This is a genomic window from Microbacterium sp., from assembly GCF_052102115.1.
Taxonomy (GTDB): Bacteria; Actinomycetota; Actinomycetes; order Actinomycetales; family Microbacteriaceae; genus Microbacterium.
In genome coordinates this window covers 6,744-20,671 of sequence record NZ_JBQDVP010000015.1, presented here as the reverse complement: position 1 = coordinate 20,671, position 13,928 = coordinate 6,744, and the positions used below count along the sequence as shown (strand labels likewise).

The following is a 13,928-nucleotide window of genomic DNA, read 5'->3' as shown; positions in this document are numbered from 1 at the left end:
CGCCTACGCCACGCCTGTGAGAGAGGGAGTCGATGACCGTTCAGGGTGCGCAGTTCGATCGGGCGGGGCATCTCCGCGACGACCAGGGCATCCTCGAAGCGCTGCGATCATCCTCCGATGCGCGGGTCATCGTCGTCCGGGGCGGACGAGCACGGATCGATGACGGCGGCATCGTCACCGTCACGCCGGCCGAGGTCGGCGAAGGCGCCGAGTGGGGGCTGCTCGGGAAGCACAGCGGCGGCACACCGCTGCTGTTGGCCGCCGCAGGACCAGAGGCCGACTCGATCGACGCGGCTCCGGCCGAGACCTGGCTGGGGGTGCGCGACACCGGCGGGATGTTGGATGCCGAGGACACCGACCTGCTGGTCACCTCGGTCGCCCTTGCCTCATGGCTGCGGGATGCGCGGTTCTGCCAGGCGTGCGGTTCGGAGACCGTCATCGGCCAGGGCGGCTGGTCGCGTCGCTGCGACAGGTGCGCGCACGATATCTTCCCCCGCACCGATCCCGCCGTGATCGTCGCCGTCGAGAGCGCCGACGGCGAGCGGCTGCTGCTGGGCGCGAACGCGAACTGGCGGGGGCGGATGTACTCCTGCTTCGCCGGGTTCGTCGAGGCCGGCGAGTCGCTCGAGACCACCGTCCACCGCGAGATCGAAGAGGAGGCCGGCGTCCTCCTCGACGAGGTCCGCTACGTCTCCTCGCAGCCGTGGCCGTATCCGCGTTCGCTCATGGTCGGTTTCCGCGCGACGGCATCCGACCAGCGCCGCGCCCGACCCGACGGCGAGGAGATCATCGACGTCCGCTGGTTCACCCGCGACGAGATCCGCTCGGCCCTGGCCGGAAACGGGCCGGTCGGTCTGCCGGGGGCGGCGTCCATCGCGCATGCGCTCATCGTCGACTGGTGCGAGGAGGGTGCGTGAGCGCACTCGACGCGCTCGACGAACGACAGCGGGAGGCGGCGTCCGTGCTGCGCGGACCCGTCGCCGTTCTCGCCGGCGCCGGCACCGGCAAGACCCGGGTGATCACTCATCGCATCGCGCACGGCGTCGACACCGGCGCGTACACGCCGAGCCGCGTGATGGCGGTCACCTTCACAGCGAAGGCGGCCGGAGAGCTGCGGGGTCGGCTGCGGGCGCTGGGCATCGAGGGGGTCGCCGCGCGCACCTTCCACGCCGCGGCCCTGGCCCAGCTGAACTTCTTCTGGCCCACGCTCGCCGGCTCACCCGCCCCGCAGATCGTCGACAACAAGGTGCGACTGCTGGGGCAGGCGGCCGAGCAGCTGCGGCTGCGACCAGACACGGCGACGCTGCGTGACATCGCGAGCGAGATCGAGTGGCGCAAGGTGTCGATGCGCTCGATCGAGCAGCACGCGGCGCTCGGTCGGTCGGTGGGTCGGGTGAGCGCCGAGCAGCTGGCGGATCTGCAGCGCGCCTACGAGGTGCTCAAGGACGATCGTCGCCAGCTCGATTTCGAGGACGTGCTGCTGGCGTGCGCCGGGATGCTGGAGGCCGAGCCCCGCGTCGCGGCATCCGTGCACGAGCAGTACCGCCACTTCACGGTCGACGAGTTCCAGGACGTCTCGCCGCTGCAGAACCGGCTGCTGGAGCTCTGGCTGGGCGAGCGACGCGACATCTGCGTGGTCGGCGATGCCAGCCAGACGATCTATTCGTTCGCCGGCGCCGATCAGCGCTACCTGTTGGAGTTCGGCCGCACCTTCCCCGACGCCACGATCGTGCGGCTCGAGACGAACTACCGTTCGCAGCCGCCGATCCTTGCCGCCGCGAACGCGCTGATGAAGGGGCGGCCGGGTGCGCTCGAACTCGTCGCCGTGCGCGAGGCTCCGACCGCCGACACCCCGACGGTGACCGCGTACGACAGCGAGACGGACGAGGCGGCCGGCATCGCGGCCTCGATCGCGGCGCGGGTCGCTGCCGGCTCCGCGCCATCAGAGATCGCCGTGCTGTACCGCGCCCATGCGCAATCCGCCGCGATTCAGCAGGCTCTCGCCGATGCCGGCATCGCCGCTACGGTGCTCGGCGGCAAGCGCTTCTTCGACATGCCGGAGGTGCGCCAGATCGTCCTCGCCCTGCGGGGCGCGTCCGTCGCGCCGACAGAGCGCGGCTTTCTGCCGAACGTGCGCCGGGTGCTGCGCGAACTGGGTCTCACCGACGAGCCGCCGGCTGCGGGCGGCGCGCAGCGCGACGGATGGGAGGCCCGCCGGGCGATCCTGCGCCTGGCCGAGGAGACGCCGGGCGAGACGACGCTGAGGTCGTTCAGCGACATGCTGATGGCCCGGGCGAAGGACCAGCACGAACCGACGATGCAGATGGTGACGCTCTCGACGCTGCACGCTGCGAAGGGTCTGGAGTGGCCGCACGTGCTGCTGGCTGGCTGCGCCGAGGGAGCGCTGCCGATCTCATACGCCACCGGATTCGACGCGATCGACGAGGAACGCCGGCTCGCCTACGTCGGCATCACGCGAGCCGCGCGGACGCTGGAGATGTCCTGGTCGCGCTCGGCAGGGCGCGGGGAGCGCCGGCCATCGCGATTCCTGGAGGAGATCGGAACGACTGCTCGCGGCACCGGCATTCTTCGTGAAAGGTCACCTCGCGCCACGCGCGGCGGCCGTCGGGGGTGACCCGCACCGACTTCGCCGGCGTCGCGCCGCCGGCGTCGCCGAGGATCCGGGCGACGAGCCCCGCCGCCTCGGCCGTGCGGGCCGCCGTGATGCGCCCCGAGTGCGCGCCGATCAACTGCGCGTGCAACCGCGGCCAGGCCGGATCGCGGTCGCGTTCGTGTGCGTCGCGGCACGACAGGCAGGGCGTGTCGCCGGGGATGATCAGGGGGCCGGCGGTGATGCCGCCGGGCTCGAAAGCGATCGGAACGTGCGCGAGGTCGTCACGCAGATAGCGCGCGAGCTGATGGGCGGATGCTGCGCCGCGCACGAGCACGACGCCGACGGACCCCGCGGCTGCGCGCGGAGCGGTGGCGATGCCCTCGTCGTGCAGCGCGAGCTCCATGCGGGCCTCGACCCGGGAGTCGTCGATACCGACGCTCTCGATCCATACCGGCGCGAACGGGGGCAGATCGGTCACCAGGATCGGTTCGAGGCGGCGCAGCAGCTCGCGGGCGGCTTCGCGCGGTGCGCCGACACCGTGCGCGATGACATCGAAGGCGCTGCGGCGGAAGCCCGTGCGCATCGCCTGCAGCAGCGGCTCGATCCACGGCTCGGTCAGCGCCACCTGCAGCGGACCGGGGTTGTCGGCGTCGCGCTTTCTCTCCGGGCGCCGGTGCACGTCCAGGCCGAACTGGATCGTGTCGACGTCGCGCCAGAGCAGGGGATGGGCGGGATCGATCCGGGTCAGCGCCGTCGGGGTGAGGGGAGGCATGCCCCGATTCTGCTCAGCCTGCGGACGCGGCGGGGCCCAGAACGTCGATCGGTGGACAACTTCGCCAGAGGTCGAGAAGTGCAGAACGAGTGAGCGCCGTCGCGCCCGCGTCGCTCAGACGGGCTTCTCGCCCTCGCCGGAATCGTCACCGGTCTCACCGGATTCATCGCCGGTCTCACCGGATTCATCGCCGGTGTCGCCGGAACCGTCGCCCGGGTCGCCGGAGAAGTCATCTCCGTCGAGCAGCCGCGCCAGAGCTTCGTCGAACTCGTCCGCCGCCGGCTCCTCGCCGCGGGCGAGCGCCTGGAGTCGTTCGATGAGCGCCGTGGGGTCGTCGATGTCGTCCGCGGTCGGCAACAGGTCCGGGTAGTCCCAGAGCGAGTCACGGGAGGCCATCCCGACGGCATCCGTCACCTCCTGCCACATCTCAGCGGCCTCGCGCATGCGCCGTGGGCGCAGCTTCAGGCCGACCAGGGCTCCCAGAGCATCCTCGGCAGGGCCGCCGACAGCGCGCCGTCGGCGAGCCGCCTCGGCGAGGCGAGCACCGTCGGGGAGACGCGAGGCGGCCTCGCCGGTGACGACATCCACCCATCCGTCGATCAGGGCGATGATGTTCTCCAGGCGGCCGAGCGCCTCGCGCTGGGCGTCGGTCTGCGCCGGCAGCAGCGCACCGCCTTCGATCGCGGCGCGGAGCTCTTCGGGGTTCGAGGGGTCGAGCCTGCTCGCGACGTCTTCGAGAGCCTCGACATCGACCGTCACGCCGCGGGCGAAGTCGGTGATCTGCGACATCACCTGCAGGTGCAGCCACTTGGCGTGCCGGTACAGGCGGGCGTAGGCGAGCTCGCGGGTGGCGAGGTAGAGGGCGATCTGGTCCTCGGGGATCTCCAGTCCCTCGCCGAACGCCGTGATGTTCTGGGGGATGACGGCCGCGATGCCCGCCGGCAGCACGGGGATGCCGACATCGCCTCCCGAGACGACCTCGAGCGAGAGGTTTCCCAGCACCTGGCCGAACTGCGCCGCGAAGACTGAGGATCCCAGTCCCCGCATGAGTTTGCCGGCACCCTGGATCGCGCCGCGCATGTCATCGGGCACCTGCGTGTCGAGGGCGCTCGTGAGCGCGTCGGCGATACTCGTCGACACCGGGCCGGCGATCTCCTTCCACACCGGCAGGGTCTTCTCGACCCACTCGCCTCTGGTCATCGCCAGCGGACTCTCGGAGAGCTCCGAGATCGTCGTCGCCTCGCCGAGCCACAGGTTCGCGAGGGCGAACGCGTCCACGAGCGAATGCCGTGACCCGTCGGTGATGCCCTGCCCCTCACGGTTGGCGATGTGCTGCGCCTGGCGCAGGGTGTTCTCCCACGGGTCGCCGTTGAACGCGTTCTGCAGCTGCTGCGAGAGGGCGGCCATCATCGCCGGGTCGATCTGCAGGCCTTCGGCACCCCCGAAGGCGTTCTGCAGCGCGCTCAGGTCGAAGTCGCCGGCGCCCTCGCCAGACATCATCTTGCGTAGGAACTCCTGGAAGTCTTCCGGGTTCGGGTCGTTGTCTGACATTTCGGTCGCCTCTCAGCAGGTCGCTAGCCGTGCCATCTACGCTAGTTGCAGGTTTCTGCACGCACCCCCGACGCGAGCAGATCGCTGTACGCCGGTCGCGAACGACGGAGGAACAACGTGACTCGAACCCGCCCTGCCCGCGTGGGGCTCGGAGTATGGGCGCTCATCGTGGCGCTCATCGCGCTGGTCGTGCTCACCTTCCTGCCCACGCCCTACGTGATCCAGCGACCAGGCCCTGTGTACGACACCCTCGGCAGTGCGGCCAGCACCGACGACGAGCAGGTGCCGCTGATCGAGATCGACGGCGCCGACACCTATGAGACCAGCGGCAGCCTGAATCTCACCACCGTCGAGGTCGTCGGCAACCGTGAGCGCACGCCGTCCTGGTTCGAGCTCGCGATCGCCTGGATGGATGCGTCACGGGCTGTGATGCCGATCGACGCGGTGTTCCCCGAGGGCGTGACCACGGAGGAGCGCAATGAGCGCAACGCCACACTGATGGTCGACTCGCAGCATGAGGCGACGGCGGCGGCGCTGCACGAGCTCGACTACGACACCGGCGCCGAGGTCGACGTGGTGTCCGCCGTCGAGGGCTCCCCGGCTGACGGGCTGCTCGAAGAGGGCGATGTCGTGGAGCAGATCGATGGCGTCGACGTGACCAGCGCCACGGCGCTGCGCGACGCGATCCAGGAAGCAGAGGGCGATGTCGTCGAGCTGACCGTGCGCCGCGACGACGACGTGCAGCAGATCGAGATCACGCCCGAGAAGGAGCAGGTGAACGGCGTCGATACCTGGCTGATCGGCATCACACTGACGACGGAGTACGACTTCCCGTTCGACGTGCAGATCCAGCTCGACAACGTGGGCGGTCCCAGCGCGGGCATGATGTTCGCGCTCGGCATCGTCGACGAGTTGACGCCGGGGGAGCTCACCGGCGGCAACGACATCGCCGGCACGGGCACGATCGACGCGACCGGCGCGGTCGGGCCGATCGGCGGCATCCGTCAGAAGCTGTACGGCGCGCGGGATGCCGGGGCGGACTACTTCCTGGCACCGGCGTCCAACTGCGACGAGGTCGTCGGGCACATCCCCGACGGGCTGCAGGTGATCAGCACCTCGACGCTCGAGGAATCGCTCGACGCGCTCGACGTGATCGCCGACGGCGGAGACGTCGATGCGCTGCCGACATGCACGACATCGTGACCGGAGCGTCACCCCGTACGCGGCCCACGCATAGCTGACGTGCATAGGATGGTCAGGTGACCACGACCTCAGCGCCGACCCCGGCCACGCCCCGAACCTCCCGACGGATCGTCACGATCTCGCTGGTGATCATCGCCGCGCTGGTCGCGGCCTTCTTCGCCTTCGCGACGCTCTACACAGACTTCCTCTGGTTCGACCAGCTCGGATTCGCGAACGTGCTGACCACGCAGTGGATCGCCGCGGCGGTGATGTTCGTCGTCGGCTTCCTCGGCATGGCGGTGCCGCTGTTCGTCGTGATCCAACTCGCCTACCGGCTGCGGCCGGTGTACGTGCGTCTGAGCTCGCAGCTCGACCGCTACCAAGAGGTGATCGAGCCGCTGCGGCGGCTGGCGATGTGGGGCATGCCGATCTTCTTCGGCATCTTCGCGGGCTTCGCCGCGGCCGGCAACTGGGAGACCGTGTGGCTGTGGTTCAGCGGCGGTGCCACCGGGGTCGCCGACCCGGAGTTCGGCCTGGACACCGGTTTCTACCTGTTCGCGATGCCGTTCTATTCGATCCTGCTGGCGTTCGTCTCCGCAGTGATCCTGCTGTGCCTCGTCGTCACGGCGCTGGTGTCGTACCTGTACGGCTCGGTGCGCATCGGCCAGGGCGAGCTGCGCATTTCCAAGCCCGCCCGCATCCAGCTCGCCGTTCTCGCCGGCCTCTACCTGATCGTGCAGGCGGTCAGCCTCTGGCTCGACCGGTACAAGACTCTCGTCACCGAAGAGGATCGGATCACGGGTGCCGCGTACACCAGCGTGAACGCGACGATCCCGGGTCTTGCGATTCTGGCGATCCTCGCGGCCCTGGTCGCCATCCTGTTCTTCGTCACGGCGATCATCGGCCGCTGGCGCTTCCCGCTGGTCGCAACGGCCCTGTTGATCGTGGCATCCCTCGTCGTCGGCCTCGGGTACCCGTGGGTGGTCGACACCTTCCAGGTGCGTCCGAACCAGAACAGCTTCCAGGCCGAGTACTACCAGCGCAATATCGACGGCACGAAAGAGGCGTACGGCATCAACGACCTCGACGTCACGCCGTTCAAGGCCGAGACCACCGCCGAGGCGGGCCAGCTGCGCGATGACGCCGACACCACGGCATCCATTCGTATCCTCGACCCCAGCATCATCAGCCCGACCGTGCAGCAGCTCGAGCAGTTCCGCGGCTACTACCAGTTCCAGGACACGCTCGACGTCGACCGCTACGAGATCGACGGGTCGACGCAGGACACCGTCGTCGCCGTGCGCGAGCTCGACGTGGGGCGCCTGGGCGACAGCAACAACTGGAACAACCGCACCGCGGTGTACACGCATGGTTACGGTCTGGTCGTCGCCGCCGGAAACCAGCGCACCAGTGAAGGCGAGCCGGTCTTCCTCGAGCGCGGCATCCCGTCGTCGGGATTCCTCACCGAATCCGAGAACTTCGAACCGCGCGTCTACTTCGGTGAGACTTCGCCGCAGTACTCGATCGTCGGTGCTCCAGAAGGCACGGAGCCGGTCGAGATCGACTACCCGCGCGGCGAGGACGGCGCCAATGAGACCAAGACGACGTTCGAGGGCGAAGGCGGCCCCGCGATCGGCAACGCGTTCAACAAGCTGCTCTATGCACTGAAGTTCCAGGAGGCGGAGATCTTGTTCTCCGACCTGGTCAACGCCGACTCGCAGATCCTCTACGACCGCGACCCCGTCGAGCGCGTGCAGAAGGCGGCCCCGTACCTCACGCTCGACAGCGACCCGTACCCGAGCGTCGTGGACGGCGAGATGGTCTGGATCGTCGATGGCTACACGACCAGCGCGACGTACCCGTACTCGACCGGTGTGAGCCTGTCGGATGCGATTGCTGACTCGAACACGACGGCGCCGAGCTTCGCGCTCGACGACATCAACTACATCCGCAACTCGGTCAAGGCGACGGTGAACGCCTACGACGGTTCGGTGACGCTCTACGCCTGGGATGAAGAGGACCCGGTCCTCAACGCCTGGGAGAACGTGTACCCCACGACGGTCGAGCCGATCAGCGAGATGTCGGGCGAGCTCATGAGCCACGTGCGGTACCCGACCGACCTGTTCAAGGTTCAGCGTGAGATCCTCGGGGTCTACCACGTCGACACGGCAGGCTCCTTCGCCCAGCAGGACAACCGCTGGCAGACGCCGGATGACCCGCGCAACGACAACCAGCTGCAGCCGCCGTACTATCTGTCGATGCAGATGCCCGGCCAGGAATCGCCGCGGTTCTCGATGTTCTCGACGTTCATTCCGTCATCCGCGCAGGGAACCACCAGTCGCAACGTGCTGATGGGCTACCTTGCCGTCGATTCGGATGCCGGATCCACGGCGGGTGAGAAGGCCGAAGGCTACGGGAAGCTGAATCTGCTCGAGATCGATGCCGACACGACGGTGCCCGGCCCCGGTCAGGTGCAGAACACGTTCAACTCCGATCCGAATGTGGTGCGAGAGCTGAACCTGCTGCAGCAGGGCGAGTCGCAGGTGAAGTACGGAAACCTGCTCACCTTGCCGGTCGGCGGCGGACTGCTGTATGTGCAGCCGGTGTACGTCCAATCGTCTGAGGGCACGCAACTGCCGCTGCTGCAGAAGGTGCTGGTCACCTTCGGCGACAGCGTCGCGTTCGAAGACACCCTCACCGAAGCGATGGACACCATCTTCGGTGGTGATTCGGGTGCTGCCGGCGGTGATGACGAAGTGGATCCGACCCCGGGCGACGAGGGAACGCCGCCCGATGAGAACACGCCGCCGGACGAAGGCACGACTCCGGATGAGGGCAGCACCGATCCCGGTACCGAGACCGACGCCTACCAGGCAGCGCTCGAGGCCGCTCAGCAGGCGATGACCGACCGCGACGCGGCGCTCAAGGCTGGCGACCTCACGGCATTCGCCGAGGCCGATGACCGGCTGACGGCTGCCGTCACCGAGCTGCTCGAACTGGAGGGCGCCGCCGCCGAGTGACCGGAGGCGTCGCTCCGCTGACGATGCGAGAAGGGTTTCCCGGGTGAGATCGCAATCCCACCCGGGAAACCCTTCTCGCTTGCGATGGCGCACCTGGATGCGTCAACCGTAGGTTGACAGGGAGTGTCAACCTACGGTTGACTGCTGGGTATGCAGATACGCGAGGCCCAGGCGGCGTTGGAGCAGGCCCGAGATCAACTCGGGGCAGCAGTCCGAGACGCTCGCCGCAACGGGCAGACATGGGCCGAAGTAGGAGAAGCGCTGGGTATGTCCCGGCAGGCAGCCTTCAAGCGATTCGGTGCCGTGACCAACCCGGCTGATGGCCGCACGACGACAGGAGCGACGGTGTCCATAGAGAAGATCCGCAATCTGACCGAGCAGGTGTTCGATCACATCCGCAACGGCGAGTACGAGCGCATCGAGTCGCTGCTGCATCCAGACGTTCGGCAGGAGCTCACGCCATCGCTTATCGCCGAGACCTGGCAACGGGTGCTCGGTGAGGTGGGGAAGAAGGAGTCCTTCAGCGACACCCATGTCGTGATGCCTGCTGGTGAGCGGATCGACGAAGATGAGCGGGTGCTGGGCACCGTCGTCGGTGTCACGACCGTGAACTGCGAAGCCGGCGAGGTCATGGGGCGGGTTGCGGTCGATGAGCAGTCGAGGATCGTCGGACTGCTGATCGTCTCGCCGGATCAGAGTCCGCTTCCGTTCTGAATCGCGACCGTTCCGCGGGCGCAAGCGAAAGGCCCCTGTCAGGATTTCTCCTGATCAGGGGCCTTTCTTGTGTCGCATTCTCGTTGCGGGGGCAGGATTTGAACCTACGACCTCCGGGTTATGAGCCCGGCGAGCTACCGAACTGCTCCACCCCGCGGCACAAGAATTTACTCTAGCACGCTTCGGAGGGTTCGTCACATCGAGGCCGGGTGCGAGGATGGGAACATGTCTTCGTCCGCGCTCACCGTCGCCGTCTGCCAGTTCCGTCCGACCGCGTCGCGCTCGGACAACCGCGCGCGCATCGCGGAACTGACGGCGGATGCCGCGGCGCGGGGAGCGCGCTTGGTCGTCTTTCCCGAGTACTCCAGTTACTTCGTCGACCCGATGGATCCGTCCCTTGCCGAGAACTCGGAGCCGATCGATGGCGATTTCGTGCAGGCGCTGCAGGCGACGGCTTCTGCTTATGAGGTCACGATCATCGCCGGTCTCGTCGAGAGTGCGGCCTCTGCAGGAACGGCGGGGGAGCGGGTGCGCAACGCGCTCGTCGCGGTGGATGCCACGGGCCTGCGCGCCGTCTACCGCAAGCAGCACCTCTACGACGCCTTCGGGCAGACCGAGTCGGACTGGATCGAACCCGGCGCGCTCGATGCGCCGCAGACGCTCGAGATCGACGGTCTGCGCGTGGCGATGATGACCTGTTACGACGTGCGCTTCCCTGAAGTCGCACGCACGCTCGTGGATGCCGGAGCCGACGTCATCGTCGTTCCCGCCGAGTGGGTGCGCGGGCCGTTGAAGGAGCAGCACTGGACGATGCTTCTCGCAGCGAGGGCGATCGAGAACACCGTGTACGTCGCAGCCGCCGACCACCCCACGCCGATCGGCGTCGGACATTCGCAGATCATCGACCCGCAAGGCGTCGTGCTCGCCGGCGTCGGGACGAACGAGGGCATCGCCGTGGCGGAGATCACCGCGGATGCCATTGCCAAGGTCCGTGAGGTCAACCCTGTGCTGCGGCTGCGCCGCTACCGCGTCGTCCCGGCTTGAGTCGACGTTTCGTCTCGCTCCGCTCGCTCAACGACCCGCGGGAGTCGCACCGCCCCGAGGCTCGACGGGGCGAGGGTGCTTCCTCTGCGGGGCGTTGAGCAAGGGAGCGCAGCGACCGCGACGAAACGGGTTGAGCGAGCCGCAGGCGAGTCGAAACCGAGCGAGCCGCAGGCGAGTCGAAACCGCGCGAGCCGCAGGCGAGTCGAAACCGCGCGAACCGCTAGAACGACGCGGCGGCCAAACGTGCCACGGCCTCCTCGAGCACCTCGATGCGCTTGCAGGCGGCGAACCGTACGAGCCCGGCGTAATCGCCCTGGTGCTCAGGGCTGACGAAGGCGCTCAACGGGATCGCAACGACCCCGGCGCGCTCGGGCAGCGCGCGGCAGAAGTCGGCAGCATCCGACCCTCCGAGAGGTGAGGCGTCTGCGACTGTGAAGTACCCGCCCTGCGGGGGCAGAATCTCGAACCCTGCCGCCTGCAGCCCGGTCCCGAGGAGCTCGTGCTTGTGCACGAGGGCGGCTGTGGCATCCGCGAAGAAGGCGTCTGGCAGGCGCAGCCCCACAGCGATCGCCGGCTGGAAGGGCGACCCGTTCGCGAACGTGAGGTACTGCTTCACGGTCAGCACGGCGGTGATGAGGTCGGCGGGTCCGTGCACCCAGCCGATCTTCCAACCGGTGGCCGAGAACGTCTTGCCGGCCGACGAGATCGTCAACGTCCGTTCGGCTGCTCCGGGCAGTGTCGCCAGCGGCACATGCGCGCCGGCGAATGTCAGGTGCTCGTACACCTCGTCGGTGACGATGACCGCGTCATGCTTCTCTGCCAGCCGCAGGACCTCGGCCTGCACCTCCGGTGAGAAAACGACGCCGGTGGGATTGTGCGGATCGTTGACGAGGATGATCCGGGTGCGGTCGGTGACGGATGCTGCGAGCACCTCGAGGTCCGGCTGGAAATCCGGCCGCCGGAGAGGAACGGTGCGCAGCCGCGCACCGGCCAGCGCGACCGCGGCGGCATACGAGTCGTAGTACGGCTCGAAGACGACGACCTCGTCGTCGGGGGAGTCGATCAGGGCGAGCAGCGTCGCCGTCAGCGCCTCGGTGGCGCCGGCGGTCACGATCACCGCGGTCTCCGGGTCGACATCGAGCCCGTAGAACCGCCGCTGATGCTCACTGATCGCTGCGAGCAGGTCGGGGTTTCCGCGCCCCGGCGGGTACTGGTTCATGCCCCGCGAGATCGCATCGCGGGCGGCCTCGAGAACCTCGTCGGGGCCGTCTTCGTCGGGGAATCCTTGACCGAGATTGATCGCCCCCGTTCTCACCGCAGATGCAGACATCTCTGCGAAGATGGTGGGCGCAACGACGCCGTCAGGGGAGAGCAGGCCCGCTCCCGCCGCAGTGCGCCGCCAGGCGCCGGGAATAGCACTCATGCAAACCAGGCTAAGGCCATAGGCAGCACTCACCCTGCCCATACCGAACGCACAGCTACGGGGGGCAATCTGAAATGGCGTCGATGAAGGAGCAGACATGAACGAGAACAACACCCCCGACCAGCCCGCGTCCCCCGAGCAGCCTGCACCGCAGACTCCGGACAGCACCCGTGCCGGTCACGACATGCCGTCCGCGTTCACCTCTGCGGCAGGAGCGCCCCCCGCGCAGCCGTCCGAGCAGCACCCGGCTCCGACGGGCAGCACGGCACAGGGCGCAGCCTTCGGCATCCCCACCCCCGCCGACCCCCACGCGCACACCGTTCCCGTCACCCCGTACGCCGCGGGCGGTGCTGATTCGACAGCACCGGTCACGCCGATCCAGACGAAGTCGAAGGAGAAGAAGTCCTTCGGCGCCGGCAAGGTCGCGGCTCTCATCGTCGCCGCGTCCCTCGTCGGCGGTGCCGCCGGTCTCGGTACGAGCTACCTCGGCAGCACGCTCTGGGCGCAGCCGTCCGGGTCCACCGCCACCAGCCCCGACACGATCACGGTGAACAACCCCGGCTCGGTCAACGAGACCACGGCGATCGCGACGGACGTGCTTCCCTCCGTCGTCACGATTCAGGCCGCAGGGTCGAGCGAGTCGGGCAGCGGTTCCGGCGTCATCCTCAGCGAGGACGGCTACGTGCTCACGAACACGCACGTCGCCACGCTCGGCGGCGCCGAAGCGGAACCGACCATCCGCGTGACGACCTCGGACGGCCACATCTACAACGCCGAGATCGTCGGTACCGACCCGATCTACGACCTCGCGGTGATCAAGCTCGAGGGCGCCGAAGGCCTGAAGCCGATCGAGTTCGCCGATTCGTCCGAGATCAACGTCGGCTCCACAGCGGTCGCCGTCGGCGCTCCGCTGGGGCTGTCCAACTCGGTGACCACCGGCATCGTCAGCGCGCTGAACCGCAGCATCCAGATCGCCTCATCGGCAGTGCCCGACTCGGCGACCGAGGACGCTCCGCAAGACGAGGGCGGGCAGGGCAGTCCGTTCCAGTTCGACCTCCCGGGCACCGAGCAGCAGGGCGCGAGCCAGTCGATCTCGATCTCGGTCATCCAGACGGATGCGGCGATCAACCCCGGCAACTCCGGCGGCGCGCTCGTCGACAGCGAGGGCAAGCTCATCGGCATCAACGTCGCCATCGCCACGGCCGGCAGTGCCGAGGAGTCCGGTTCCATCGGCGTCGGCTTCTCGATCCCGTCGAACATCGCCAAGCGCGTGTCCGACGAGATCATCGAGAACGGCTCCGCCACGCACGGTCTGCTGGGCACGACGGTTCAGGATGCCGCATCGGTCGAGAGCGCAGATGTCGCCGGCGCCGTGATCGTCGACCCCACCAGCGGTGGCCCCGCGGCGGAGGCGGGGCTGCGCAAGGGCGACATCGTCACCGAGTTCAACGGGCTGCCGATCACCGGCGCCACTGATCTCACCGCCCAGGTCCGCGCGGCAGCCGCCGGCAGCGACGCGCAGATCACATATGTGCGAAACGGCGAGTCGCACCAGACCGATGTGACGCTCGGCGAGTTGGATCTCTGACCACAGCGCTCTCTGACCAC

At 68.3% G+C, this 13,928-nt stretch carries 9 protein-coding genes and 1 tRNA gene; 7 read left to right on the top strand and 3 right to left on the bottom strand.

Annotated elements, in window-relative coordinates:
- The first annotated feature begins 32 nt into the window (after nucleotides 1-32).
- Nucleotides 33-917: an NAD(+) diphosphatase gene (nudC, locus tag ACTICP_RS06790; protein ID WP_441890783.1), complete on the top strand. Its 885-nt coding sequence runs from the start codon at nucleotides 33-35 to the stop codon at nucleotides 915-917.
- Nucleotides 914-2,635: an ATP-dependent helicase gene (locus tag ACTICP_RS06785; protein WP_441890781.1), complete on the top strand. Its 1,722-nt coding sequence runs from the start codon at nucleotides 914-916 to the stop codon at nucleotides 2,633-2,635. The genes nudC and ACTICP_RS06785 overlap by 4 nt, the downstream gene beginning before the upstream one ends.
- 865 nt (nucleotides 2,636-3,500) lie before the next feature.
- Here ACTICP_RS06785 and ACTICP_RS06780 read toward each other — a convergent pair.
- Nucleotides 3,501-4,937, bottom strand: coding sequence for a zinc-dependent metalloprotease (locus ACTICP_RS06780; RefSeq protein WP_441890779.1), 1,437 nt, complete (start codon nucleotides 4,935-4,937; stop codon nucleotides 3,501-3,503).
- 117 nt (nucleotides 4,938-5,054) lie between these two features.
- Between ACTICP_RS06780 and ACTICP_RS06775 the strand changes: the two genes are divergently transcribed.
- The 3 genes from ACTICP_RS06775 to ACTICP_RS06765 all read left to right on the top strand — a co-directional run bounded on the left by ACTICP_RS06775 (nucleotide 5,055) and on the right by ACTICP_RS06765 (nucleotide 9,853).
- On the top strand, nucleotides 5,055-6,140 hold the full coding sequence (locus tag ACTICP_RS06775; protein ID WP_441890777.1) for a YlbL family protein: 1,086 nt from the start codon (nucleotides 5,055-5,057) through the stop codon (nucleotides 6,138-6,140).
- Nucleotides 6,141-6,196: 56 nt separating this feature from the next.
- Nucleotides 6,197-9,139: a UPF0182 family membrane protein gene (locus tag ACTICP_RS06770; RefSeq protein WP_441890775.1), complete on the top strand. Its 2,943-nt coding sequence runs from the start codon at nucleotides 6,197-6,199 to the stop codon at nucleotides 9,137-9,139.
- Nucleotides 9,140-9,406: 267 nt separating this feature from the next.
- Complete coding sequence (locus tag ACTICP_RS06765; protein ID WP_441890773.1) at nucleotides 9,407-9,853, top strand: DUF3887 domain-containing protein; 447 nt, start codon at nucleotides 9,407-9,409, stop codon at nucleotides 9,851-9,853.
- Nucleotides 9,854-9,936: 83 nt separating this feature from the next.
- Here ACTICP_RS06765 and ACTICP_RS06760 read toward each other — a convergent pair.
- Nucleotides 9,937-10,010 (bottom strand) — tRNA-Met (locus ACTICP_RS06760).
- A 68-nt stretch (nucleotides 10,011-10,078) separates the two neighbouring features.
- On the opposite strand from ACTICP_RS06760, the gene ACTICP_RS06755 reads away from it, so the two are divergent.
- Complete coding sequence (locus ACTICP_RS06755; RefSeq protein WP_441890771.1) at nucleotides 10,079-10,897, top strand: carbon-nitrogen hydrolase family protein; 819 nt, start codon at nucleotides 10,079-10,081, stop codon at nucleotides 10,895-10,897.
- Nucleotides 10,898-11,117: 220 nt separating this feature from the next.
- On the opposite strand, the gene ACTICP_RS06750 is transcribed toward ACTICP_RS06755, so the two are convergent.
- A complete protein-coding gene (locus tag ACTICP_RS06750) occupies nucleotides 11,118-12,320 on the bottom strand; it encodes an aminotransferase class I/II-fold pyridoxal phosphate-dependent enzyme (protein WP_441890769.1) in 1,203 nt (400 codons plus the stop codon).
- A 97-nt stretch (nucleotides 12,321-12,417) separates the two neighbouring features.
- Here ACTICP_RS06750 and ACTICP_RS06745 point away from each other — a divergent pair, with 97 nt between their 5' ends.
- Nucleotides 12,418-13,908, top strand: a complete 1,491-nt coding sequence (locus tag ACTICP_RS06745; protein WP_441890767.1) for a trypsin-like peptidase domain-containing protein — start codon at nucleotides 12,418-12,420, stop codon at nucleotides 13,906-13,908.
- The last annotated feature ends 20 nt before the right edge of the window (nucleotides 13,909-13,928 follow it).